23 protein-coding genes and 2 pseudogenes are annotated in these 23,356 nt (G+C 71.5%); 15 read left to right on the plus strand and 10 right to left on the minus strand.

The window, feature by feature from the left end; genetic code table 11:
• Positions 1–113: 113 nt before the first annotated feature.
• Together ACZ6O2_RS05055 and ACZ6O2_RS05060 are read right to left on the minus strand one after the other, a co-directional pair.
• Positions 114–560: a hypothetical protein gene (locus ACZ6O2_RS05055; protein ID WP_466022053.1), complete on the minus strand. Its 447-nt coding sequence runs from the start codon at positions 558–560 to the stop codon at positions 114–116.
• Positions 561–649: 89 nt separating this feature from the next.
• A complete protein-coding gene (locus ACZ6O2_RS05060; protein ID WP_466022054.1) occupies positions 650–898 on the minus strand; it encodes a hypothetical protein in 249 nt (82 codons plus the stop codon).
• 459 nt (positions 899–1,357) lie between these two features.
• Here ACZ6O2_RS05060 and ACZ6O2_RS05065 point away from each other — a divergent pair, with 459 nt between their 5' ends.
• Positions 1,358–1,552: a helix-turn-helix transcriptional regulator gene (locus tag ACZ6O2_RS05065; RefSeq protein ID WP_357562767.1), complete on the plus strand. Its 195-nt coding sequence runs from the start codon at positions 1,358–1,360 to the stop codon at positions 1,550–1,552.
• 101 nt (positions 1,553–1,653) lie between these two features.
• Here the strand turns inward: ACZ6O2_RS05065 and ACZ6O2_RS05070 are convergent, their stop codons facing one another.
• Positions 1,654–2,343, minus strand: coding sequence for an HAD family hydrolase (locus ACZ6O2_RS05070; protein ID WP_466022055.1), 690 nt, complete (start codon positions 2,341–2,343; stop codon positions 1,654–1,656).
• Complete coding sequence (locus ACZ6O2_RS05075; protein WP_366641908.1) at positions 2,340–3,182, minus strand: winged helix-turn-helix domain-containing protein; 843 nt, start codon at positions 3,180–3,182, stop codon at positions 2,340–2,342. Before ACZ6O2_RS05075 ends, ACZ6O2_RS05070 begins: the two co-directional genes overlap by 4 nt.
• A 136-nt stretch (positions 3,183–3,318) precedes the next feature.
• On the opposite strand from ACZ6O2_RS05075, the pseudogene ACZ6O2_RS05080 reads away from it, so the two are divergent.
• The 5 genes and pseudogenes from ACZ6O2_RS05080 to ACZ6O2_RS05100 form a co-directional block, all read left to right on the plus strand.
• A pseudogene (locus ACZ6O2_RS05080) lies at positions 3,319–3,673 on the plus strand (transcriptional regulator); the annotation flags it as partial.
• Positions 3,670–3,917: pseudogene (locus ACZ6O2_RS05085) on the plus strand (tyrosine-type recombinase/integrase); the annotation flags it as partial. The pseudogenes ACZ6O2_RS05080 and ACZ6O2_RS05085, both read left to right, overlap by 4 nt.
• Before the next feature lie 121 nt (positions 3,918–4,038).
• A complete protein-coding gene (locus ACZ6O2_RS05090; RefSeq protein ID WP_466022056.1) occupies positions 4,039–4,941 on the plus strand; it encodes an HNH endonuclease in 903 nt (300 codons plus the stop codon).
• 656 nt (positions 4,942–5,597) lie between these two features.
• Positions 5,598–6,614: a DUF7507 domain-containing protein gene (locus tag ACZ6O2_RS05095; protein WP_466022057.1), complete on the plus strand. Its 1,017-nt coding sequence runs from the start codon at positions 5,598–5,600 to the stop codon at positions 6,612–6,614.
• A gap of 264 nt (positions 6,615–6,878) precedes the next feature.
• Positions 6,879–7,745 carry an AraC family transcriptional regulator gene (locus ACZ6O2_RS05100; protein ID WP_466022058.1) on the plus strand — a complete coding sequence of 289 codons (867 nt, stop codon included), beginning with the start codon at positions 6,879–6,881 and terminating at the stop codon, positions 7,743–7,745.
• On the opposite strand, the gene ACZ6O2_RS05105 is transcribed toward ACZ6O2_RS05100, so the two are convergent.
• The 4 genes from ACZ6O2_RS05105 to ACZ6O2_RS05120 all read right to left on the minus strand — a co-directional run bounded on the left by ACZ6O2_RS05105 (position 7,735) and on the right by ACZ6O2_RS05120 (position 10,929).
• The gene (locus ACZ6O2_RS05105; RefSeq protein ID WP_466022059.1) at positions 7,735–8,589 is read right to left on the minus strand and encodes a nucleotidyltransferase family protein; all 855 of its coding nucleotides are present in this window, start codon (positions 8,587–8,589) and stop codon (positions 7,735–7,737) included. The genes ACZ6O2_RS05100 and ACZ6O2_RS05105 overlap by 11 nt on opposite strands.
• Positions 8,582–9,079: an NUDIX hydrolase gene (locus ACZ6O2_RS05110; protein WP_466022060.1), complete on the minus strand. Its 498-nt coding sequence runs from the start codon at positions 9,077–9,079 to the stop codon at positions 8,582–8,584. The genes ACZ6O2_RS05105 and ACZ6O2_RS05110 overlap by 8 nt, the downstream gene beginning before the upstream one ends.
• A gap of 43 nt (positions 9,080–9,122) precedes the next feature.
• The gene (locus tag ACZ6O2_RS05115; protein WP_466022061.1) at positions 9,123–10,397 is read right to left on the minus strand and encodes a M48 family metallopeptidase; all 1,275 of its coding nucleotides are present in this window, start codon (positions 10,395–10,397) and stop codon (positions 9,123–9,125) included.
• 112 nt (positions 10,398–10,509) lie between these two features.
• Positions 10,510–10,929, minus strand: a complete 420-nt coding sequence (locus ACZ6O2_RS05120) for a hypothetical protein (protein WP_466022062.1) — start codon at positions 10,927–10,929, stop codon at positions 10,510–10,512.
• Positions 10,930–11,143: 214 nt separating this feature from the next.
• On the opposite strand from ACZ6O2_RS05120, the gene ACZ6O2_RS05125 reads away from it, so the two are divergent.
• The 4 genes from ACZ6O2_RS05125 to npdG all read left to right on the plus strand — a co-directional run bounded on the left by ACZ6O2_RS05125 (position 11,144) and on the right by npdG (position 14,594).
• Positions 11,144–11,347, plus strand: coding sequence for a hypothetical protein (locus ACZ6O2_RS05125; protein ID WP_350707829.1), 204 nt, complete (start codon positions 11,144–11,146; stop codon positions 11,345–11,347).
• Positions 11,348–11,423: 76 nt separating this feature from the next.
• Positions 11,424–12,290, plus strand: a complete 867-nt coding sequence (locus ACZ6O2_RS05130; RefSeq protein WP_466022063.1) for a histone — start codon at positions 11,424–11,426, stop codon at positions 12,288–12,290.
• A gap of 68 nt (positions 12,291–12,358) precedes the next feature.
• Positions 12,359–13,792 (plus strand): RNB domain-containing ribonuclease, encoded by a 1,434-nt coding sequence (locus ACZ6O2_RS05135; RefSeq protein WP_466022064.1) that lies wholly within the window; start codon positions 12,359–12,361, stop codon positions 13,790–13,792.
• A 103-nt stretch (positions 13,793–13,895) separates the two neighbouring features.
• Complete coding sequence (npdG, locus tag ACZ6O2_RS05140; protein WP_350707832.1) at positions 13,896–14,594, plus strand: NADPH-dependent F420 reductase; 699 nt, start codon at positions 13,896–13,898, stop codon at positions 14,592–14,594.
• A 183-nt stretch (positions 14,595–14,777) separates the two neighbouring features.
• On the opposite strand, the gene panB is transcribed toward npdG, so the two are convergent.
• Together panB and ACZ6O2_RS05150 are read right to left on the minus strand one after the other, a co-directional pair.
• On the minus strand, positions 14,778–15,623 hold the full coding sequence (gene panB / locus ACZ6O2_RS05145; protein WP_466022065.1) for a 3-methyl-2-oxobutanoate hydroxymethyltransferase: 846 nt from the start codon (positions 15,621–15,623) through the stop codon (positions 14,778–14,780).
• A 140-nt stretch (positions 15,624–15,763) separates the two neighbouring features.
• Positions 15,764–17,524, minus strand: a complete 1,761-nt coding sequence (locus tag ACZ6O2_RS05150) for an NAD+ synthase (RefSeq protein ID WP_350707836.1) — start codon at positions 17,522–17,524, stop codon at positions 15,764–15,766.
• A gap of 288 nt (positions 17,525–17,812) precedes the next feature.
• Between ACZ6O2_RS05150 and glnA the strand changes: the two genes are divergently transcribed.
• The 5 genes from glnA to ACZ6O2_RS05175 all read left to right on the plus strand — a co-directional run bounded on the left by glnA (position 17,813) and on the right by ACZ6O2_RS05175 (position 23,232).
• Complete coding sequence (gene glnA, locus ACZ6O2_RS05155) at positions 17,813–19,162, plus strand: type I glutamate--ammonia ligase (RefSeq protein WP_350707837.1); 1,350 nt, start codon at positions 17,813–17,815, stop codon at positions 19,160–19,162.
• 91 nt (positions 19,163–19,253) lie between these two features.
• A complete protein-coding gene (locus ACZ6O2_RS05160; protein WP_350707838.1) occupies positions 19,254–19,679 on the plus strand; it encodes a DUF350 domain-containing protein in 426 nt (141 codons plus the stop codon).
• A gap of 129 nt (positions 19,680–19,808) precedes the next feature.
• On the plus strand, positions 19,809–20,504 hold the full coding sequence (locus ACZ6O2_RS05165) for a helix-turn-helix transcriptional regulator (protein ID WP_350707840.1): 696 nt from the start codon (positions 19,809–19,811) through the stop codon (positions 20,502–20,504).
• Between the two features lie 392 nt (positions 20,505–20,896).
• Entirely contained in the window at positions 20,897–22,861 is a 1,965-nt protein-coding gene (locus ACZ6O2_RS05170) for a zinc ribbon domain-containing protein (protein WP_466022066.1), read from the plus strand.
• On the plus strand, positions 22,858–23,232 hold the full coding sequence (locus tag ACZ6O2_RS05175) for a VOC family protein (RefSeq protein WP_466022067.1): 375 nt from the start codon (positions 22,858–22,860) through the stop codon (positions 23,230–23,232). The genes ACZ6O2_RS05170 and ACZ6O2_RS05175 overlap by 4 nt, the downstream gene beginning before the upstream one ends.
• Positions 23,233–23,356 lie beyond the last annotated feature (124 nt).

The following is a 23,356-nucleotide window of genomic DNA, read 5'->3' on the forward strand; positions in this document are numbered from 1 at the left end:
ATAGTCGCTGGATGATCTTGCGAAGCTTTTCGGCGTCGTGCTCGGCTTTGGCTTTAGTGCGTAGTGTTGTGAACTCGTAGCAATTTACAGAATCATCTGAAGAGAAAATCGCATCATGCTCTACCCCATCTACCATAACGGCCCCCTGAAGGAACAGGGGGTCGTGAATCGCGCGCGCTACGTTCAGAGCGCGAACTTCGAATTCGGGGCCCGTCTCGTGTGACGTCAAGACCTCTCCTTGAGCTGAAAATGGCGAATCGCCCTGCCTGGTCGGAATCGTCGAAATCGCGTGCTCGGGCGGTCGCCGGGGCGGCCAAGCGCTGCTTCTCGTCTGGGTCCAGATGCGCTGCCCATTCGGTGAAGCGGTGAAATCGATCAAGGAGTGGAGTGCCGTAGGCGTCGGAGGCGGCAACTTCGCGTAGGTCGGTGCGGCCGGCGAGAACGTCGCGTGCCATCTCCTGAAGTTCGTCGCCAGCGACGCCGTCGCGGAGGCGGCTGAGGCTGGCGTGGAGAAGCTTGGCGAGGCTGCGGCTGCCTTCGGTGATGTTGAGGAACTCCACGGCTTGCACCATGCCATAGCATCACCACGCACCGCGACCCCGTGCCTACCGCAAGGGTCGGCCGTTTGAAGTAAGGCGGTGCGCCGGGCTCAGACTCTTCCGGGTGCTTTCGGCCGATGTCTGGGAGGCGAGTGCAGCAACTTCACGCCCGCTTTGAGCACGTACAATTCTCTGCGCGCTACGGCGTCGCCCTTGTTGCTTAGCTGGTAGCCGTCCAACCACGTCCAGCCCTCGTAGGTATGAAGCTCCGTGCGGACCTTGATGAGGCGGAAGAAGATTGGGCGTGTGAACTGAGGGCTTGCCGCACGGGTCAGATGCAGCACGTCACCAGCCTTCACGTCGGCGCTTCCTGTCTCGCCAGGCACGTAGAACCTCGCGGGCCTCTGTCAGGCGTGGGCATCCGTCGTCGGAGCACTGCCGGCAGGTGGCGCGGTTATGGAAGTCGACGACGTTGCCGGCCATCAAGACGAGGAACGGGGGCTCTGGTCGCCGCTGCGGGATCGACATGGCCTACCTCTGGTTGAGGCGCGTCGCGGCGTTCCTGGAGCGCCAGAGTCCTGCCTTAGTCATCAGGGGTAGCTCTGGTGCGGGGACGGCGGCGCGACCAGTCCATCTCTGCGGCTCCCGGCCGTACCTCGATGGGGCTGGCTCGCCGGCTACGTAGTCGACAGGTTGGTCGGGGCGTTGGAACCACTTGAACCTAGTCATGTGTAAAGGGTAAGCGACAAGCTCAATCGCTAACTAGGGATCCGTCAACTTGACGTACGCCTAGTCGGCAGGTGCCTAGCGTCAGCGCCATGGGCAAGAAGCTGCGGCTGGTGGGTTCGGGGGAGATCCGGATCATGCTCGGTGGCGTCTCGCGCCAGCGCGTCTACCAGATCACCAACCGGCGCGACTTCCCTGAGCCGGTAGCCACGCTCCAGATGGGCAACGTTTGGCTTGCCGAAGACGTTGAGGCGTGGATCGCTGCCAAGCGCGGAGACTTGGACTAGCTCCAGGGTGGCTCCACCGGGCCCCGGGCCGGGGGTGAACTGACGACACGAGAAACGCCCCGGTGATGATCTCCCGGGGCGCTCGTGCGCGAAGTGTGGTGCTACAGCTCGTCGACGGCGAAGGCGGTCACCAGTTCGGCCATGCTGTCGATCACGACATCGGCGGCGGCGAACCGCTCGCGCTTGCCGCGCTTGTTGGCGTATCCGATGGCGGCGACTCCGGCGGCGTGGGCGGCCTCGATGTCGCTGACCGAGTCACCGACCAGGACGCATTCCGCTGGCTTTGCGCCCAGGTCCCGCATGGCTGCCAGCACTGGGAAGGGGTCCGGCTTCATCCGCTCGGGAGCGGCCTCGGGGCGACCGATTACCGGGTGCACGTACGAGGTGAGGCGTCGGGCGCTCAGGTAGGCGTGGATGGAGGCGGCCGAGTTGTTGGACACCACGGCGATCCGGCGGCCTGTCTGGTGGGCGGCGACGATGACTTCCCGGCCGAATGGAGTCGGCTCGGCGGTGCGGGCCGCGGTGACTTCCTCGCGGGTCATGGCCTCGTCGACCAGGCGGACGACGGCGGGGCGCCCGAGGGTGGCGGTGAAGCGGAGCACGGCGAGCGGGTCGCGTTCGGCCAGGATCTCGGGCGGCAGGGTGGCGGCCTGGTCGACGAGCAGCCGGCGCAGCGCATGGGCGACGGTCGACGCGGAGTGTTGGGCGAAGATGCTGCACACGGGGCCGTCGAAGTCGAGCAGGATCACGCGTGCGCGGTCGATCACCTTGGCCAGGTCGGCGGCGGTCACGACGCGTACTCGCGGGCGATGGTGCCCCACATGCTGTCGAACCAGGCGCGGGCCTGCTCGACGTAGAGGGCGTCATTGCTGGCGTCCTCGTCGCTGGGCGTGAACGGGAAGAGGATCGCGTCCTTGCCCATCGCGTCGTAGATCGCCATCGGCTTGCCCTCGACGGAGACGGTGTGCTCGACGACCGGGTAGAAGCCGAAGAAGGCTTCCTGCTCGTTGATGATGAAGAGCTTGAACAGCGGGGCGGCCCTGTGGACGCGTACCTCGGTGGTGGCGGTCTTGACCAATCCGAGGTCGGCAAGTTCCTGGACGGCGTCGGTGAGGGCGTGGATTGAGCGGTCCGTGATGCGGCGGGCTCGGGCGCGGATGCCGGGGTCGTCGGCCTGGTCCTCGGCGCGGCAGGGGATCGCCATCGGTGAGGTCATGTCGGAGATCAGGACGCGTACCCGGATCGACTCGGGGGTGAGGCGCCCGATGCGGACCTTGTCCAAGGTCTCCTGGATCGCGTTGTACATCGTCTCTCCGGAGAAACCGGCGAAGTCGATGGTGACGTTCGTGGCCTCGAAGGCTCGTTCGATGTGCGGCCGGAGTCCGACCGGGCGTTCCGTGTTGGCGCGGACGAAAGTGCCGCTGCCCTGACGGGTGACGATCAGCCGCTCATCTTGCAGCTTCCGTAGCGCTGCCTTGATCGTCTCGCGGGCGACGCTGAACCGCTCGACGAGGTCGTGTTGCGACGGCAACTTCTCGCCCGGCGCGAACTTCCCTGTCTTGATCTCTGCGCGAAGTGTGGCCGCGATCTGTTGCGACGGCGTGCGCGGGTCGTCTGGGTCAAGAGCCATGAAGGGACGGTACCGCTGACTAGCCAGGCTAGGAAAGTTTCGACACTGTCGTTGACATGACTAGCCAAGCCGGCCTACCTGTGATCCACACCGCCTGGCTAGTCAGGTTAGTCAGGTGAAGGCGGGAGGTTGAGCTATGGCTCTGCGTGGCGGTACGAGGTTCGCCGTGCGTTGTGAGGACGTGTTCCCGGCGGGGTGCGTTGGTGCCTGAGTCGCTGGGCGAGGTGGAGGACTACGACGAGAAGACGGGGCGACGCTCGCCCGCGAAGGACAAGCTGACCGGCCAGCGGGTGTGGCAGGTCCGGGTGATGGACCTGGACCCGGAACTCGGGAAGCGGTCGCGGGAGACGACGGTGAAGATCTCGGCGGACTACCAGCCGGTTCCGCCGACGGGCGCTCCGTTCGAGGCGGTCGAGTTCGAGGGCATGACGGACACGCCGTACGTGTCGAACAACGGTCGGATGGCGTACTCGCTGCGCGCGACCGGGCTGTCGTGGCGGCAGGCATCACGCCGACCAGGGCGACGGGGATGCACGCGCTGCGCCACTTCTGCGCCACTTCTGCGCCTCGTCGCTGCTCGACGCGGGGGAGAGCATCAAGGCCCTCGCGTCGTACCTCGGGCACGCTGACCCCGGCTTCACGCTCCGGGTATACACGCACCTGATGCCGGCCAGCGAGGAACGCACCCGGAACGCGATAGATGCCCTGTTCGATCCTCTTGGTCAGCGATCCTGAGCTGGCTCTTTGAGCTTGGCGGCACGACGTGTCGCTCAACCGACAGTGCCGATTCCGCCAATCCCAGGCAGAATCCGGCGGTAAACAGTGCCAAAGAGACGGAAAGTCGCTAATGAGATCGATGCGAAGGCGCAGTCGCAAGCAATGGCTTACGCATGGCTATTTTCGAACCTACCAAATTGCCTCTAGGATCTCTGCCATAGCAGCGGATCCGATAGCTTATCTACGCGAACTGGAGGGAATTACCGTTGATGACGCGGTTTTTGACTTGTTGCCCAAATGGCAGAAGGAAACCGTACTTCACAAGTTTGCGAGGTGGATCTCCGATGAAATTTTCGTCGAGGACACGGGCGGACCCTATGTAGTCGAGGATGTCTTGCTTGATGGCGGAAAGCTGGAGCGTCGCCGCTACTTGCCAGTCGATCTTGCGTTAAGGGCTTACGGGATTAGTAGTGATCGGCCATTCGAGATCCCTTCGTATGGCGGGGAGATGGTCAAGGTTGGGGACAATGTAAGCAAATGGGTGGAGTCGGATGAGGTCGAGAATGCGTGCTATGACTACTTCATGAACGAGGTGCGCCTCAGTCAAAACTACGATGACCTGCAGGCGCAGATCGCGGACGAGGTCTTCCATACGATGTTCTTCAACCGTGTTGCGCTGGCTGGAATCAACGAGTGCATAGCGATGTACGTGCGGGATATGGATCGCGATCAACTGGATGAATTTCCGGAGATTGCCGCTTTATTTGAAGGGGCTGGCCGGCTCAAGCGTGAGCCGCCACCGAAGTGGGCTAAGCGCGCCGTATTTTTCCGAGATCGTGGCCACTGTGCCCATTGCGGAACTGATCTTTCTGGGCTCCTGGATGCCTTGCCAAAAGAGCAATTCGATCACGTTGTCCCGCTCGCTCGTGGTGGGTTGAACGATATCACTAACCTGCAGTTGCTCTGTGAGATGTGTAATCTTCGAAAGTCAGATAAGCCGCAACGTCCAAGCAGTCAGTATCGGCGGCTTTATGAACTCTAGGTGCTTCTTGGCGGTGAGTAGAGCGAACGCGCTGTCGATCGCTTCCCCGAGGCTACAAGTGGTTGCACCTCACGACCCTTGACGGCGCGGCGGACGGCCTGGCGACGGCCTGCAGCGGCCTTCGCCAGGGCTCCGCCCCTGGTCAGTGGGGGTGGCGCAGCCATAATCCGGCGTACAGGTCGACTCGTCCGTCGCCCACCAGGTCGCAGCCTCGATCAAGGCTGCGACCTGCGCGTATGTCAGGCTGCCTATGGGTGTTGGTGGTCATCATTGGTCCGCGTTCGACGCCCCGGAGGCGCCTTGACGCCCCTGGGGCGCCCGGTTCGTCAGGGGGTCACCCGGGTAGCCGGGCTGTCGCCCGGCAGGCCCGACATGTTGGCCTCGCACCCCGCCGCCGGCGGGCTGCACGGTGAGCAGCGCGGCGGCCTGGCCGTGCTCGCTGCCTGACCAACGCACGCGCACTGTCGTGCGGAACCGCATCGACCTTCGGCGCGCGACGACGCCTCCTCCGGCGACCAGAAGCGTCACCGCCTGGTTGCCCGCGAGACGAAAATGATGCAATTCCACCTTGTGAGGGATTCCGGGCAGTCTGGCGTGACGTGCCCTTTTGCTCCTCGTTGCCCCCGGTGTCAACCATCCATACCACGGGGGATTACATGAGGAAGACCTCCACGCCGCGCAGACGGGGCGGCATCTACGCGCCGCTGACCGCGTTCGCGCTGCTGTCGGGTGCCCTGCTGCTCGCGAGTGGCTCGCCGGCCGCCGCGGCCCCGGCCGACCAGGGGCACGTGCCGTCGTCGGACCCGAAGCTGCACCTGACCAAGACCGCGGACCCGGCAAAGGACGTCAAGGCCGGTGACGAGATCATCTACACCTATACGGTGACGAACAAGAGCAAGGGTACGAAGCGCCCGATCACGTACATCAGCGTCGACGACGACACGGTCGCCGACATCACCTGCGAAGACACATCGCTCAAGCCCAAGGAGAGCACCACCTGCACCGGCACGTACACCGTCACGAAGGCCGACGTGAAGGACGGCAAGATCGTCAACACCGCCCGGGCGAGTGGATGGTTCGACAGGCAGGAGGTGGAGTCCAACGAGGCGACGTTCACCGTCCACACCAGGCCGCAGCAGGTCAGCCTGTCGATTGACAAGAAGGCCCGGGTCGAGTCGGACTGCAGCAAGAAGTGTGAGAACGACGGCTATGCCGCCAAGGGCGACAAGATTTTCTACACCTACCGGGTGGAAAACACCGGCACGGCCACCATCACCAACGTCGGCGTCGAGGACCCGACCGCCGGCAAGGTGGTGTGCAACAGCAATACGCTGGCGCCCGGCACGAAGACCGACTGCCACGCCGACAAGCCGTACGTGGTCGACAAGGACGACGTGAAGGCCGGCAAGGTGGTCAACACGGCCCGGGCGACCGGCACCTACTACGGCAGGAAGGTGGTCTCCGACCCGGTCACCGTCACCGTCTGCATCCGCGGGGGCAAGTACGACCACCGGCACGACGGCAAGGACGACGGTAAGGACGACGACAAGGAGTTGCCGGTCACCGGCGACAACACCGCTCCGGCTCTCTCCCTGGCGGGCGGCCTGCTGGCCGCCGGCGGTCTCCTGATCGGGGCCAGCCGGATCCGCCGCAGGGCGGGCGCCCAGGTCTGACCGGTACGGTAGGAACTCCGGGCATCGGCATCCGGTGCCCGGAGTTTCCTGTCTGCACCACGGCCGGGGCCGGGACGACGATCATCGGGCCCGCACCGCGCCTGCCGGCCCTCGCGACGAGCCGCCGACGGCGACCCACCCTCCTCGCCCCCACACCGTCCTGGCCCTGACGGCGCTCACCCGACCGCACCGGGCACAGCATGTCGGGTCGGGCACCCTCCCGCGCGCCTAGCGTTGCTGCTGGGAAAAGGGAAGGAGAACCGGGTGCTGGAACGGCTCAACCAGGCCATGGAGCACATCGAGCGGCACCTCGACCAGCCGATCGAGGTGGCCGAGCTGGCGCGGATCGCGGTGACGTCGGAGTACCACTTCCGGCGGATCTTCTCCGCGCTGGCGGGCGTCGGCCTGTCCGAGTACATCCGCCGCCGGCGGCTCACGGTCGCGGGCGCGGAGGTGCTGGCGGGGGAGCGGACGCTGCTCGACATCGCCGTCCGCTACGGCTACAGCTCCACCGAGGCGTTCGCCCGGGCGTTCCAGGCCGTGCACGGCGTGGGGCCCGGCGAGGCCCGGCGTACGGGGGCGGCGTTGCGCTCCCAGCCCCGGATGTCCTTCCGACTCGTCGTCGAAGGGAGCAGCAGCATGCGATACCGGATCGTACGCAAGGAGGAGTTCCGGCTGGTGGGCCGCAAGGCGCGGGTACCGCTCGTGCACGAGGGGATGAACCCGGCGATCGTCGCCTTCGTCAGGGGCATCGACCCGGAGACGGTACGCCGGATCGAGGCACTGTCCGACCAGGAGCCGCAGGGCATCGTCAACGTCAGCGACAACGTGGCCGACGGCCGCGCGGAGGGCACCGAGCTGGACTACTGGCACGGCGTGGTGACGGGCGCCGACGCGCCGGAGGACCTGGACGCGGTCACGGTGCCGGCGGGCATCTGGGCGGTCTTCGAGACCTCCGGGGCGTTCCCGCAGGCGGTGCAGTACCTGTGGCGGGACGTGTTCACCCAGTGGTTCCCGTCCAACCCGTACCGCAGCCGGCCGGGGCCGGAGATCTCCCGTACCCGGATCTCGGCGGACGGCGCCGAGGCGGAGGCGGAGCTGTGGATCCCGGTGGAGCCGGTCAGCCGCTGATCTCGGCCAGGACGCGGCGCTGGAAGGCCCGTGCCTCCGGCCCGCTCGGCGGCGGCCCGCCCGCCCGCGCGGCGATCGACCGCGCGACCAGGTCGGCGGGCCCGCCGTCGCGGGCCGGAGCGGCGGCCGGGCCGACGGCGGGGTCGTTCGGCCAGGCTCCGGCGGTCGGGTCCGCCGGCCAGCCGTCGGCGATCAGCCGGCGGCCGGCGTCGGCCTTCGACAGCCAGACGCCGTGGCGGACCTTCACCAGGGACCGGCAGGCGCCGAGCACCGCGTCCTCGGCCCCGGGGGCGGGACCGTCGCCCGGCGGGGTCGGCAGGGCCAGCCACCAGCGCAGCGCGTCCGTCAGCAGGCGGCGCAGGTCGGCGGGGGAGAGGTCGGCGAAGGTCTCGGCGGCCGGCGGCCCGAGCAGGGCGTGCCCGCACTGGTGCAGGATGCTGCGGTCCAGGCCGTACCAGAACAGGCCGTCCCCGGCCGGCCGGTCGGCGGCGGCCCAGGTGGCCCGGAACGCCATCCGCGCTCCGGTGTTCAGCTCGACCTCGAAACCGGGCTCCGGCGTGCCGGAGGCGGCGACCGCCCGGCGGTAGACGACCAGTTCCAGCCCGCGCGCGGGGCACGGCAGGGCCTCGTGCCGCAGCCGCGCCACCAGTTCGTGCCTGCGCGCCAGGTCGAGGGCGTCCGCGCAGACCAGCGCCACGTCGACGTCGCTGCGCCCCGGCTGGTACGCGCCCAGCCCCACCGAGCCGGCCGCGTACGCCCCGACGAGGTCGTCGCCGAGGACGTCGCGGGCGGCGGCGACCAGGTCGGCGAGGTAGCGGCGCACGGCCGGGTCGAGGTCAGTCATCGGACTCGGTCCACACCGTGCCGGCGGGCAGGAACCAGGCGGCCTGCTCGGCACCGAGGGCGTACGCGAGGACCAGCCGGGCGTGCCGGTCCAGTTCGGGCAGCCGGTGCGGCGGGAACCACTCCACGGACACCGACTCGTCGTCGTTGACCCGGGCGGTGCCGGTCAGCAGCCGGCACTCGAAGCCGAGGTTCAGGTACTCGCAGCGGTCGCCGTTGGGATAGGTGTGCGGGTGGGTGAGGACGCTGCTCAGCCGCACCGGCTCCACGTGCAGGCCGGTCTCCTCCCGCACCTCGCGGACCACGGCCGTGGCCGGCTGCTCGCCGGGCTCGACGACGCCGCTGACCACCGACCAGCGCCCGTCGTCGGCGCGCTTGCCGAGCAGCAGCTCGCCGGCGTCGTTGCGGACCACCGCGCTGACGCTCGGCAACCAGAGCAGGCTGTGGCCGACGTGCTCCCGGATCCGCAGGATGTAGTCCGATGCGCCCACCCGGCGACCCTAACCCGCATTCCGGCCGGCGGCCCGCCCCGCGTCACCCCGCCCAGCTGATCTCCCGGGCGACCCGGGCGTACTCCTTCGCCAGCTCGGCGTCGATGCGCGCCATCCGGTCCTCGGTGAGCACCACCGTCGCCTCGTGCGCGGGCCGGCTCTCCAGCATCCGCCGCCGCAGCCCGGCGGGCGGGTGCGAGGAGAAGAGCGACACCTCGTCGCGGACGGAGAGCTGGCGCAGCAGCGGCAGCCGCTCCTCGGCCGCCGCGCGGGCCTCGGCCGCCGCCGTCCGCCACCGGTCCGCGCCGTGCCCGGCCCGCGACTCCCGGCGTACGGCGAGCGCCGTCGACTCCATCGCGAGCATCACGTCCAGCAGGCCGACCGCGCCCGCCGTCCCGGCGGCCCGGGCAGACATCTCGTCGGCCAGGTACTCGGCGCGCTGGCTGTCCCGCAGCGCGATGCCGACCAGGACCAGGTGCGCGCCGAACAGCAGCCGGGACAGCACCCAGCCGAACGCCTTGCCCAGCGCCTCGCCGGCCATCTCCACCAGACCGCCGGAGGACACGGTGTCCACCGGTCGGACCAGGTCCGCCGCCGAGCCGAGCATGGTGAAGGCGGGCTGGCTGAGCAACATCCGGCGGGGGTCGCCGTTGACGAAGTGACCCAGCTCGTGGCCGAGCAGCGCCACCCGCTCCTGCGGGCCGAGCACGCCGAAGAACGGCAGCCCCAGGCAGAGCACCCGCCGCCTGCGCACCCCGACCAGACCCGCGTACGCGTTCAGGTCGCCGTCCACCCCGACGACGTCCGGGACGGGCGCGCCCACCGCCGCCGCCACCTCGTCGACGAGGGCGTGCAGCTCCGGCGCCCGCTCCCGGTTGAGCACCTCCAGGTCCGGGTCGAGCCGGCCGAACCGGGGCCGCAGCGCGACGGCCAGGCCGAGCAGCGCCACACCGAGCAGTACGGACAGGCTCGGGAAGGGGAACGCCACGACCAGCAGGACCCCGGTGACCGCGAGCGCGACCACCGCGCCGATCAGCACCAGCGACGCCGCCGCGGTCAGCAGCGCGGCGCCACCCCGCCCGTTCGCGCCGAGCGGGCGTCCGACCAGGCGGGCGTACTGGCTGCGGGTCATCCGGAACGCGAGCCGGTAGGTCCACCGGTCCACCCACGCCCAGCCGAACTCGCGGTCACGCCGCCGGCCGTCGTACGCGTCGAGGTTCCACTCGCAGCTGGCGCACCAGGGGACGGCCTCGGCCAGCGACACCGTGGCGGCGCCGCATCCGGGGCACGTCCGCGTGCCGGACGTCGTGTCGATCACGACGCCCGATCCTGCCGACGGTCACCGTCCACCGGAACCGGCTGTTCAGCCGATGCCCGCCCCGGGTGCCGTCGGGCGGCGGCGTTGACCGCACCTGCGGCGTGCGGGCGGGTCAGTCCGGGCAGGACAGCCGTTCGAGGGCGGCCGGGCCGGCCTCGGCGTGCACGACCTGCGCGAAGCAGGCCGACGCGTCGGCCTGCTGCCAGCCGAAGACGGACGCCGCCGTCTTGGTCACCCGGACCCGGAACACCAGCCGGACCGCCGGGGCGGACGCCGGCCCGTCGCTGCGCACCGTCAGTACCTCGACCCCGGCCACCGAGCCGGCCGCCTGCCGCAGCGTCGACTCCCCTGCCCCGGGGTCGGCGAGCAGCCGTGCGCGGACGAGCTGCGCGGTCGCGGTCACCTCCCGCTCCGTCCGCTGCTCCAGCCGCTGCTGCGACCGGTCCCGCAGCAGCGGCAGCCCGGCGACCACACCGATCGTCGCCAGCACGGCCGCCAGCACTGTGACGGCCAGCCCGCGCCGCAGCCACACCGATGTTCCTCCCCCGCGTCGCACGGGGGGATTGTGCGACAGCGGCGCGCCCGCGGCTGCCCCGTCGGGGCCCCGTTGGGTGGCCCCGAAGGGCCCGAACGCCCTGTTTTCGCAGTTCCCGCCCCCGCGGCCGGAGCCACGTCTACTGTGGAGAAGGCCGGCGACTTGTGGTGTTCCGGTGGCGGGCGGGTGGTTCGCGGTGCACAGTGATCCCATGAGCGACAGCGGAAGCGGTGCGCACTACTACTGGTGCACCCGCCACCACCGGGTCGAGACCGATGCCGACGTGTGCCCCGCCAAGCACGTTCTCGGGCCGTACGCCTCAGCCGCCGACGCGGAGAACGCCCTGCAGTTGGTGCGGGAGCGCAACGAAGCGTGGGACGCCGAGGACGCCCGCTGGGCCGGGGAGGACAGATAGGCGGCGCGGGACGGCCCGCGTCGAGGTACCCCGTGCTCCGCGAGGGCGAGAGCACGTCCCCAAGGAGGGAACCGAGATGGCCGAAGCACAGCAGGCCACCACCCGCCCGGCCGCCAGACGTACGCCCGCCAGGAAGACCGCCGCGGCGGAGCGCTCCGCGGGCGCGACCCGGACCGCGCGGCCGACCACCGCGGCGAAGAAGGCGCCGGCCAGCAAGGCCGCCGGCGGCGCCGGGCGGGCCCCCGCGAAGAAGACCACGGCCGCCGCGAAGAAGACGACGGCCACCGCGGCGAGGAAGGCCCCCGCGAAGAAGGCGGCGACGAAGGCCGCCACCACGGCGAAGAAGACCACGGCCGCCGCGAAGAAGACCACCGCTGCCGCGGCGAAGAAGGCGCCCACCGCGGCGAAGCGGACGACGACGGCGGCGGCGAAGCGGACGACGGCCGCGGCGAAGAAGGCCCCGGCGAAGAAGGCGGCGACGAAGGCCGCCACCGCGGCGAAGAAGACCACCGCGCCGGCGAAGAAGGCTCCCGCCAGGACGGGCGCCGCCGCCCGCAAGGTCACCTCGGTGGCGAAGAAGACCACCACGACGGCGGCGAGGAAGACCGCCACGGCGGCGAAGGCCCCGGCCAGGAAGGCCCCCGCCACGAAGACGACGGCGGCCCGCACGACGGCCGCGACCCGGCCCACCGGCGGTGCCCGCAAGGCGGCGGCGAAGAAGGCCCCGGCGAAGAAGGCGACCGCGACGTCGTCGGCCACCGCCCGCAAGGCGGCCGTGAAGAAGGTCCCGGCGAAGCGGACCACCGCCGCCAAGGCGCCGGCCAAGACGGTCACGGTCACCGCGCGCAAGGCGCCGGCCCGGGCCACCGCCGCCCGCGTCACCGCTGCCCGCGCCACCGCGCCCCGCGCCGGGAGGGCGGGCGCGCGCAAGACGACCGGCTGATCCCGGCGTCGCGGCTCGCGGCGCGTGCCGGGAAGCGGATCATCCGCCACACTGTCAGGATTGACCCCGTGGTGATCCGACGCGTACTCGCGCCCCGCATCGACTTCGGCGCGCTGCGCCGCGAGCTGGGACTGCCCGAGGGTTTCCCGGCCGCGGCGCAGCGCGAGGCCGACGACGCGGCGGCGGCGCCGCCCCGGCCGGCCGTCGACCGCACCGACATCCCGTTCGTCACCGTCGACCCCGCCGGCTCGCGCGACCTCGACCAGGCGATGCACCTCGCCCGCCGCGCCGGCGGCGGCTACCGGGTGACGTACGCGATCGCCGACGTGGCCGCGCACGTGCGCCCCGGCGGCGCGCTGGAGGAGGAGACCTGGCGGCGCGGGCAGACCGTCTACCTGCCCGACGGGACCGTGCCGCTGCACCCCGAGACCCTCAGCGAGGGCGCGGCGAGCCTCCTGCCGGCCGTCGACCGCGCCGCCGTGGTGTGGACCGTCGACCTCGACTCCGACGGCGGCACCGTCGGGGTCGCGCTGGAGCGGGCGCTGGTCCGCAGCCGGGCCCAGCTGGACTACGTCGGCGTCCAAGCGGCCGCCGACGCCGGCCGGCTGCCCGACCCGATCGCCCTGCTGCCCGAGATCGGGGCCCTGCTCACCGCCCGCGGCCTGCGCCGGGGCGCGATCAACCTGCCCCTGCCCGAGCAGGACGTGGAGGCCGACGGCGACGGCTGGCGGCTGGTGCTGCGCGGGCCGGTGCCGATGGAGGAGCACAACGCCCAGATCTCCCTGTTGACCGGGATGGCCGCCGCCGACATCATGCTGGCCGGGCGGATCGGCCTGCTGCGCACGATGCCGGCGCCGAAGCCCGAGGCGGTGGCGCGGCTGCGGGCCGCCGCCGCCCCGCTGGGCGTGCACTGGCCCGACGGGGCCGGCCCCGGCGAGGTGATCGCCGGGCTGGACCCGTCGCAGTCCCGGGCGGCGGCCTTCGTCGACCAGGCGGCCGAGCTGATGCGCGGCGCCGCGTACACCGCCTTCGACGGCGCGCCGCCGGAGCAGCGGGAGCACGGCGGGGTCGCGGCAGCGTACGCCCATGTCACCGCGCCGTTGCGGCGCCTGGCCGACCGGTACGCCACGGAGGTCTGCCTGGCCCTGCACGAGGGCCGGCCGGTGCCCGACTGGGCCCGCGCGGCGCTGCCCCGGCTGCCCGAGGTGATGGCCGCCACCGACCGGACGGCCTCGGCGGCCACCCGGGGCGCGATCGAGCTGGCCGAGGCGGTGCTGCTCCAGCACCGGGTGGGGGAGACCTTCGACGCGGCGGTGCTGGACGTCGACGCGGCCCCGGACGGCCGGGCCCGCCCGGGTCGCCGGCCCGGCGGCACGGTGGCGCTGGACGACCCGCCGGTGCGGGCCCGCTGCCTGGGCGAGCTGCCGCTGGGGGAGCGGATCCGGGTCCGGCTGGTCACCGCCGACCCGGTCGCCCGCTCGGTCGCCTTCGAGCGGGCCTGACCCGACCTGCCCGCCCCGACAGGGCCGGCGACGTCGGGCGCAGCGGGGTTTGTCACAGCGCCGGCCGCTGCTGCCGGTGGGGCGGGTTTGCGAGGATGGCGACATGGCTTACGACGCGAGCACCCTGCCCGACGTGTCCGGGCTGACCGTCGGCATCATCGGCGGCACCGGCGACCAGGGGCGGGGCCTCGCCTACCGGTTCGCCCGGGCCGGCCAGAAGGTGCTGATCGGCTCCCGGTCCGCCGAGCGGGCCGCGCAGTCCGCCCACGAGATCGCGGCGCTGCCCGGCGTTCCGGCCGGGGCCGAGGTCGCCGGTGCCGGCAACGAGGAGGTGGCCCGGCTCAGCGACGTGGTCGTCATCGCGGTGCCGTGGGACGGGCACGCGGCCACCGTCGCCGCGCTCGCCGGGCCCCTCGCCGGCAAGATCGTCATCGACTGCGTCAACCCGCTCGGCTTCGACAAGCAGGGCCCGTACGCGCTCGCGGTGCCGGAGGGCAGCGCCGTCCAGCAGGCCGCCGGGCTGCTGCCCGACTCCCGGGTCTGCGCCGCCTTCAACCACGTCAGCGCGCCGCTGCTGGCCGACCCGGAGATCGACCGGATCGACCTCGACGTGCTGATCTGCACCGAGGACCGGGAGCTGGTCGGCGTGGTCGCCGCGCTCGCCGCCCGGATCCCCGGCATGCGCGGCATCTACGCCGGTCGGCTGCGCAACGCCCACCAGATCGAGGCGTTCACGGCCAACCTGATCGCCATCAACAAGCGATACAAGGCGCACGCCGGCATCCGGGTCACCGACCTCTGACGCCGGGCGGGGCGGGCCAGCCCCGCCGGGACCGCGAAGCGGTGTCGGTCCGCCCGGGCAGCGACCCTCCACTGTGCCCTCGATGACGGCCGGGCTCTGCGTGGCGCCCCCACGACGTCCAGCAGTGATCTCCGCCGGGCACGGTCCGGCGGCGCGTACGGCCGCCGGACCGGCTGACCGGCGTCAGAAGGTGTGCTCGGCGGCGGGGAAGTCGCCGCCGCGGACCTCGTCGGCGAAGCGCCGGGTCGCGTCGGCGAGGGTCCCGGCCAGGTCGGCGTAGCGCTTCACGAAACGGGGTGCCTTGCCGGCGCGCAGGCCGGCCATGTCCTGCCAGACCAGCACCTGGGCGTCGGTGTCCGGGCCGGCGCCGATGCCGACGGTCGGGATCGGCAGCTCCGCCGTGATCCGCTTGGCCACCTCGCCGGGCACCATCTCCAGCACCACGGCGAACGCGCCCGCCTCGGCCACGGCGCGGGCGTCGGCGATCACGTCGTCGGCCGCGTCGCCGCGCCCCTGGACCCGGTAGCCGCCGATGGCGTGCTCGCTCTGCGGGGTGAAACCGATGTGCGCCATCACCGGGATGCCGGCACCGGTGATCGCCGCGATCTGCGCCGCGCAGCGCCGGCCGCCCTCCAGCTTCACGGCGTGGCAGCCGCCCTCCTTCATGAACCGCACCGCCGTGCGCAGCGCCTGCGTCGGGCCCTCCTCGTACGAGCCGAACGGCAGGTCGCCGACGACCAGCGCGTGCCGGGTCGCCCGGACCACCGCGCGGACCAGCGGCAGCAGTTCCTCGACGGTCACCGGCACCGTCGTCTCGTAGCCGAAGACGTTGTTCGCCGCCGAGTCGCCGACCAGCAGCACCGGGATGCCGGCCTGGTCGAAGATCGAGGCGGTGTACTGGTCGTACGAGGTGAGCATCGGCCACCGCTCGCCGCGCTCCTTGGCGGCGATCAGGTCGCGGGTGCGGACCCGCCGGGTGGCCGGGCCGCCGTAGAGGGCGGTCACCTCGGACGGGGTGGACTCCACCATGACTCTCTCCTTCCTCGAGGCCGCGTGCGCGGTCCCCGGGTTCCGCCGCGATCGTCGCACCACCCGACCGGCCGGCGGCAGAGCTCAGTGGAGGATGTCACTCCCGGGCCGACGCCGAACCGGCCCGGGAGCGGCACGGCTCAGCCGTCCTCGCGCCACCGGTTCGTGATCGGCAGCCGCCGGTCCCGCCCGAACGCCTTCATCGAGATCTTCGTGCCCGGCGCGGACTGCCGCCGCTTGTACTCGGCGGTATCCACCATCCGCAGCACCCGGTCGACGACGGCCGGGTCGTGGCCGGACGCGACCAGCCCGTCGCGGCCGAGGTCGCCGTCGACGTAGCCGATCAGGATCGGGTCGAGCACGTCGTAGTCCGGCAGCGTGTCGCTGTCCAACTGGCCCGGGCTCAGCTCGGCGCTCGGCGGCTTGCCGATCGAGCTCTCCGGGATCGGCGGGGTCTCGCCCCGGCGGGCGGCGTCGGCGTTGCGCCACTTCGCGAGCCGCCAGATCAGCGTCTTCCAGACGTCCTTGACGGGGTTGAAGCCGCCGACCGAGTCGCCGTAGAGGGTGGAGTAGCCGACCGCCAGCTCGCTCTTGTTGCCGGTGGTCAGCACCAGGTGGCCCTCCTGGTTCGACAGCGCCATGAGGATCACCCCGCGGACCCGCGCCTGGAGGTTCTCCACGGACACGCCGGAGAGCGACATGTTCGCCAGGAAGGTGTCCACCATCGGCTGGATCGGCTCGACCCGGTAGTCCAGCCCGGTGCGCTTCGCCAGCTCCGCCGCGTCCTCCCGGCTGTGCTCCGAGGAGTGCTGGCTGGGCAGCGACACGCCGACCACCCGGTCGGGCCCGAGCGCGTCGACGGCCAGCGCGGCCACCACCGCCGAGTCGATGCCGCCGGAGAGGCCGAGCACCACCGACGGGAACCGGTTCTTGTTGACGTAGTCGCGCAGGCCGAGCACGAGCGCCTGCCACACCTCGGCCTCGTCGGCCACGGGGGCGATGGTGCCGCCGGTGGCGACGGGACCGCCGGCCGGCGGCGGGACGGCGTCGACCGCGGCGCGCACCACCCGCATGTCGTCGGCCAGCGCCTGGTCGGGGTCGGTCGGCTCCCCGGCCGGCGGCAGCTCGACGTCGTGCACCAGCAGGTGCTCGACGAACTGCGGGGCCCGGGTGAGCAGCGTGCCGTCGGCCGTCACGATCATCGAGTCGCCCTCGAAGACCAGCTCGTCCTGGCCGCCGACCATGTTGACGTACGCGATGGTCGCCCCGGCCTCGGCGGCCCGGCGGCGCACCAGCGGCAGCCGGATGTCGTCCTTGTTCAGCTCGTACGGCGAGCCGTTGATGTTCAGGACCAGGCCGACGCCGGCCTGGCGCGCGACGGCGAACGGGCCGCCGGCCTGCCACAGGTCCTCGCAGATGGTCAGCGCCACGTCCACCCCGCCGATCCGCACGACGGTCAGCGCGTCGCCGGGGACGAAGTAGCGGTCCTCGTCGAAGACCCCGTAGTTGGGCAGGTGGTGCTTGAAGTAGGTGGCCACGACGCCGCCCCGGTGCAGCAGGGCGGCCGCGTTGCGGGCGCCGTGACCCGGCTCGGCGTCGCCACTGACCTGCGGCGGGCCGTCGGCGTCCAGGTAGCCGACCAGCACCGGCAGCTCGCCCAGCCCGTCCGCCGCGAGGTCGGCGGCGAGCCGCTCCAGCGCGGCCTTCGACGCGGCGACGAAGGACCGCCGGAAGACCAGGTCCTCGACCGGATAGCCGGTCAGCGCCATCTCCGGGAACGCGACGAGCTGGGCGCCGGCGTCGGCGGCGCGGCGGGTCCAGTCACGGACCAGGCCGGCGTTGCCGGCGAGGTCGCCGACGGTCGGGTTGACCTGGCACAGGGCGAGACGCAGGGTGGGCATGCCCTCATCTTGCCCCAGCCGTCCGGGCTCGACACGCTGGGCGGGGGCGAGACGGCGGCCACCGCCGCAGGGCGCTGCCGGACGGCGGCGGCAAGCCCGGCGGCGACAGCGACGACGGCGGCGGCCCGTCCCGTCGGGCGGGGCGGGCCGGTCGGGCGGGAGCCGCGACAGGGCGGGACGTGCGCCGGCCGGTCGCGTAACGTCGGCGTAACGAGGCGGGTGGAGACTGGTCGGTCAGGCCGGGGCGCCCCCGGTCGAAGGCGGACAACAGTGTCGCGAGGGGTGGAAGTGGACCGTCAGCAGGAGTTCGTCCTCCGTACGCTGGAAGAGCGGGACATCCGGTTCGTCCGGCTGTGGTTCACGGACGTGCTGGGCACGCTCAAGAGCGTGTCGGTGGCCCCCGCCGAGCTGGAGGCGGCCTTCGAGGAGGGCATCGGGTTCGACGGCTCGGCGATCGAGGGTTTCGCCCGGGTGTTCGAGTCGGACATGGTGGCCATGCCGGACCCGACGACGTTCCAGGTCTTCCCGTTCGAGGGCGGGGTCAGCGGCGAGAGCGCCCGGATGTTCTGCGACATCCTGCTGCCCGACGGCGGCCCCTCCTGGGCCGACCCCCGGCACGTGCTGCGCCGGGCGCTGTCCAAGGCGGCCGAGAAGGGCTTCACCTTCTACACCCACCCCGAGATCGAGTTCTTCCTGCTGGAGAACGGCCCCATGGACGGCTCGGTGCCGATCCCGGTGGACACCGGCGGCTACTTCGAGCACACCACCCACGCGGTGGCCCGCGACTTCCGTCGGCAGGCGGTGCTGGCGCTGGAGCGGATCGGCATCTCGGTGGAGTTCAGCCACCACGAGGTCGCCCCCGGCCAGCAGGAGATCGACCTGCGCTACGCGGACGCGCTGACCACCGCCGACAACATCATGACCTTCCGGCACGTCGTGAAGGAGGTCGCCCTCTCCACCGGAGTGCAGGCCACCTTCATGCCGAAGCCCTTCACCGACCAGCCCGGCAGCGGCATGCACACCCACCTGTCGCTGTTCGAGGGGGAGCGCAACGCGTTCCACGACGCCGGCGACCCGATGAAGCTGTCCAAGGTGGCCCGCGCGTTCATCGCCGGGCTGCTGGTGCACGCCCGGGAGTACACGGCCGTCACGAACCAGTGGGTCAACTCCTACAAGCGGCTCTTCCCGCAGGCGCTGCCGGACCGGGTCACCGAGAGCCCCGCGTACGTCTGCTGGGGTCACCTCAACCGGTCGGCGCTGGTCCGGGTCCCCGCCTACGGCAAGCCGAACTCGGCCCGGGTGGAGGTCCGCTCGCCGGACTCGGCGGCCAACCCCTACCTGGCCTTCGCGGTGCTGCTCGGCGCCGGCATGAAGGGCATCGAGGAGGGCTACGAGCTGCCGCCGGGCGCCGAGGACGACGTCTGGTCGCTGACCAGCGCCGAGCGGCGGGCGATGGGCTACGAGCCGCTGCCGGAGAACCTGGCCGAGGCGATCGACGTGATGGCCGGCTCCGAGTTGGTCGCCGAGGTGCTCGGCGAGCACGTCTTCGACTTCTTCCTGCGCAACAAGCGGGCCGAGTGGGAGCAGTACCGCCGCGAGGTCACCCCCTACGAGCGGCAGCGCTACCTGTCGCTGTAGGGCGGGGGCTGCCGCCGCTGGCGTACTGCCGCTATCGTCTCGATCACCGCGCCGGCACCCCCGCCGGGCGCAGAGGTCGGGGAGGCAGTCGGTGCTGGAGGATCTGCTCAGCGGAGCCTGGCAGAGCGTCGTGTTCGGGGTCGTCGGGGTGGCCCTGATGGCGGCCGGGTTCGGGCTGGTCGACGTGCTCACTCCCGGCAGGCTGCGGGAGCTGATCTGGGTGCGGCGCAACGGCAACGCCGCGCTGCTGCTCGCCGCCAACCAGCTCGGCATCGCCGGGATCGTGTTCACCGCGATCCTGACCAGCTACAGCGACTTCGCCAAGGGGCTGGCCTCGACGGTCCTCTTCGGCCTGATCGGGCTGGCCATCATGGCGCTGGCGTTCTTCGTGCTGGACCTGCTCACCCCGGGCAAGCTCGGCGAGATCATCTGCTCCGACGAGCCGCACCCGGCGGCCCGGGTCAGCGCCGCCACCCACTTCGGCGCCGCCCTGATCGTCTGCGCCTGCATCGCCTGAGCCGGTCTGCCCGCGCCCTGTCGGAGCGGAGTGACCCCGCTCCGCTCCGTGACCACCGTCTGCGGGCACTGCGACAACCGGGCCCGCGGGCGGAGCGGTCGCGTCGCACCCCCGTCGTAGGTTGCGGGGGTGAACCGGACGGACCGTCTCTACGCCCTGGTGGAGGAGCTGCGCGCCGTGTCGCCCCGGCCGCGCAGCGCCCGCTGGCTCGCCGAGCGCTTCGAGGTGAGCACCCGCACCATCGAGCGCGACATCGGCGCCCTCCAGGAGTCGGGCGTGCCGATCTGGGCCGAGCCGGGCCGCACCGGGGGCTACGCGCTCGACCGGGCGCGCACCCTGCCGCCGGTCAACCTCACCCCCGCAGAGGCCGTCGCCCTGGCGGTGGCGCTGCACCGCATGCGCGGCACGCCGTTCGGCGCCGCGGCCGGCACCGCGCTGCGCAAGCTGGTCGCCGTGATGCCGGCCGCCGACGCCGCCGAGGCCCACCGGCTGGCCGCGCGGGTGCACCTGATCGGCGAGGGGCCGGTCACGCCCGTCCCGGCCGGGGTCGCCGACGCCGTACGCGCACGGCGCGTGCTGCGCATCCGCTACGCCGACCGGGCGGGCGCCGGCTCGCTGCGCGACGTGGAGCCGCTCGGCTTCCTCGGCAACCCCCGGCACTGGTACCTGCTGGCCTGGTGCCGGCTGCGCGGCGGCATCCGGGCCTTCCGCACCGACCGGATCACCTCGGTGACCATGCTCGGCGAGCGGGTGCCGGAGCGTGAGCTGGCCGTCGACGACCTCGACATCCCGCACGACCGGATCCGCCGGCTCAGCCTCGTCTGACAAGGACCGGGTTGCCCTCACGCGCGCGGCATCCTGTCCCTCTCGGACACTTCCGCCTGCTGTGGGATCCGGCCGAACCGCCGGAGAAACACCGACAGGACGGTGTCGCGGGCGGGGGCGAGGCTCACCATCTTGATTAGGGATCTTGGGTGATCATAGATTGATGGTGTGGGATTTCTTCGATTCGCGGAGTCCGCGAGGCGTCTGGGTGTTCACCCGGTGACGTTTCGTCTTTGGGCTGGGTCGGGGAGGGTTCCGGTGGCGTGGTTCGGCCGTAGGCGCTGGTTTTCTGCGATCGGTGTCGAGGCGGTAGGCCGGTGAGTGGGAAGCTGCCGCTGGCCGACGGCGAGACGTCCCGCACGGCGTGTGCCCGCGCCTTTGTGCGTGGGGGTGTGGACGAGAAGACCGGTGAGGTGCTGTCCCAGGGTGTGCTTGCGCAGCGGGTCGGCTGGTGTGCTGATCTGGTGGCGGGGATGGTGGGCGCTCTGGTCAGCGAGCACTGGAATGCCGCGGATGTGGGGGTGCTGGCCGGTGGGGTGGATGCGGGTGGCCGGAGGTTGCCGTCGCATGCGTGGATGGCGTTGCGGCGTGTGGGTTGGACGGTCACCGTCCCGGAGGGTGTGAGGGTCAATGACCGGGTCGTGCGGATGGTGCAGGAGCAGGCGGGGCGTGTTCTGCGTTCGGTGGGGTGGCGTGCCGGTCTGACCGCGGGGGTGGTGGCGACGTGGCCGGCCGATCCACGTCAGCGCACTCCCGCCGAGTGGGATCAGGTTCGGGCATCGATCCCTGGCGGGGAACATCTGCCGTCCAGCATCGTCAAGGGCCGAACCCGGCAGGCCGCCACGTTCCTTGCCGCGCATGGCCGGCTGCCGGTGGATGTGTTCGAACTGGAAGGCGTCCCGAAGGTACCGCGGATGTTGCTGCTGGCCGCGTGTGATCGGCAGCAGGCCACCATCGAGCGTTGCGAGGCCGACCCGGGCAGGGTGTTGCTGCGGTTGCAGTTGCCCACCCGCCCGGATCCGCGCGCGTATCGGGACTGGACGTGGGTCGCCTGCCCGATCATCCTGCCGCCCACGGTTCCCGTCTCGGCGGTGCTGCACCTGCCCACCCTCCGTATAACCGGCCGGCAGGTACGCGCCGATGTGGCATACACCCATGCCGTGCCGAAGGCCCAGCCCACCGGTCACACGGTGGCGCTCGGCGTGGACTGGGGCCTCAACACGCTCCTCAGCGCGGGGGCCCTGCGACGTCGCGAGGATGGGCGGATCACGGCGTTGGGGGTTGGTGGCCAGTTCCGGGCCGCCGGAGTCCTCGCCAAACAGCATCGCCTCCGACGCCTGTCAGAACGGCTGCACGCCAAAGACGACCAGTACCTGCGGCTGATCGGCGGCCGCCCCGACGAGCACCTGGAAGCGAAACACGAGGCGCTGCGCGCCGAGATCCGGCACGTGTCCGACCGCCGCTCACACCTCAACGACGCCCTCGCGTGGGCCGCCGCCCGCTGGGCCGTGGACCAGGCGATCGCCGCCAAGGCGAGCGTCATCTATGTGGAAGATCTGCGGTCGATGGAAGCCAAGGGCATGGGCCGCACCCATAACACGCGCCTGTCCCAACAGGTACGCGGAAAGATCAGCGACCGCATGCGCCACCTTGCCGCCGAGACCGGTATCGCCGTGGTCACCGTCCCCGCCCGGAACACCTCCAAACACTGCCCGCAATGCCTGACCCCGCTGCAACACCGCAAATCCCCCGACAAGCCCACCGTGGCGGGATGGAAGTGGGCTATCTGCCCCAACACCGGCGGCTGCGGCTGGCAGGGCGACCGCGACAACGGCGCCTGGCGCCGCATCGCCGCCCGCGGCCTCAGCCACCAGGCCACGACCATCACCGACAAGACCAGCGGGCAGATGGTGATCCGCGCGGTCGTGGACAAACTCGAAACCACAGCCGTCGTCACCCCACCCACCAAAAGCCGCCGGGACCGGTCGAAGACCGGCCCCACCCGGCACACGCCACCACGCCCCGCGCCCAGGCGACGCAGGGCACCCTCCCCCACCCGGCCCCACAGCCGAACGGGCAAGCGTCCGGAGGGACACGCACCAACGGACCGGCTGAAGCTGCCCCGCGCAGCCCACCGACACCAGGGCGTGAACACGACCAGCACACCCACCACCGGCCACCGGCCACGAGGAGCAGCACTGGGCGCAGGATTCCACCTCCACGCCCACGCCTCCCCACCACAGTGGGAAACGATCCCGGAAACCAATCCGACACAGGATCGCCAAGCTGACCAGAGACGCTTTCTCCTGACGGCGCCGGTCGACCGGCCGGCGCGGGGAACGGGAGGCCACACATGACCATCAGCAACGCCGTCACCTGGTTCGAGATCGGCGCCGAGCGGCCGGACGAGGCCCAGCGGTTCTACGGCGACCTGTTCGGCTGGAGCTTCACCGAGGAGGGCACGGCTGAAGCGCCGTACCGGACGACCGAGGGTGGCGTCGGTGCGGGGATCAGCGGAGCGATCCGGGGCACCGGCGGGGCGGGCCCCGACTACGCCATCTTCTACGTGCAGGTGGCCGACGTGGCCGACGCCTGCCGGCGGGCCGAGGCGGCCGGCGGCAAGGTGCTGGTGTCGCTGAAGTCCACCGACAACGGGCTCACCTTCGCCCACCTGGCGGACCCGGCCGGCAACCACGTCGGCGTCTTCGCCCCGCCACCCGGCGCCTGAGCCGCCGGCGTCGGCGTGGGTCGTGCGGCGTCGGCGAGCCGGGCGGCCGGCGGCCCGAGCCGGGCGGCCGGAGGCCGGCGCCGCCGCCGTCCGCCCCGGCGAGGTCGCCGGGGCGGACGGCGTA

It is taken from the genome of Micromonospora sp. NPDC048040 (assembly GCF_055587185.1).

Coding starts and splice junctions, on each gene's coding strand:
- ACZ6O2_RS05065 (WP_357562767.1), top strand. CDS start 1,358: ATGGGCAAGAAGCTGCGGCTGGTGGGTTCGGGGGAGATCCGGATCATG.
- ACZ6O2_RS05075 (WP_366641908.1), bottom strand. CDS start 3,182: ATGGCTCTTGACCCAGACGACCCGCGCACGCCGTCGCAACAGATCGCG.
- ACZ6O2_RS05090 (WP_466022056.1), top strand. CDS start 4,039: ATGCGAAGGCGCAGTCGCAAGCAATGGCTTACGCATGGCTATTTTCGA.
- ACZ6O2_RS05095 (WP_466022057.1), top strand. CDS start 5,598: ATGAGGAAGACCTCCACGCCGCGCAGACGGGGCGGCATCTACGCGCCG.
- ACZ6O2_RS05105 (WP_466022059.1), bottom strand. CDS start 8,589: ATGACTGACCTCGACCCGGCCGTGCGCCGCTACCTCGCCGACCTGGTC.
- ACZ6O2_RS05125 (WP_350707829.1), top strand. CDS start 11,144: ATGAGCGACAGCGGAAGCGGTGCGCACTACTACTGGTGCACCCGCCAC.
- ACZ6O2_RS05130 (WP_466022063.1), top strand. CDS start 11,424: ATGGCCGAAGCACAGCAGGCCACCACCCGCCCGGCCGCCAGACGTACG.
- npdG (WP_350707832.1), top strand. CDS start 13,896: ATGGCTTACGACGCGAGCACCCTGCCCGACGTGTCCGGGCTGACCGTC.
- panB (WP_466022065.1), bottom strand. CDS start 15,623: ATGGTGGAGTCCACCCCGTCCGAGGTGACCGCCCTCTACGGCGGCCCG.
- ACZ6O2_RS05150 (WP_350707836.1), bottom strand. CDS start 17,524: ATGCCCACCCTGCGTCTCGCCCTGTGCCAGGTCAACCCGACCGTCGGC.
- ACZ6O2_RS05175 (WP_466022067.1), top strand. CDS start 22,858: ATGACCATCAGCAACGCCGTCACCTGGTTCGAGATCGGCGCCGAGCGG.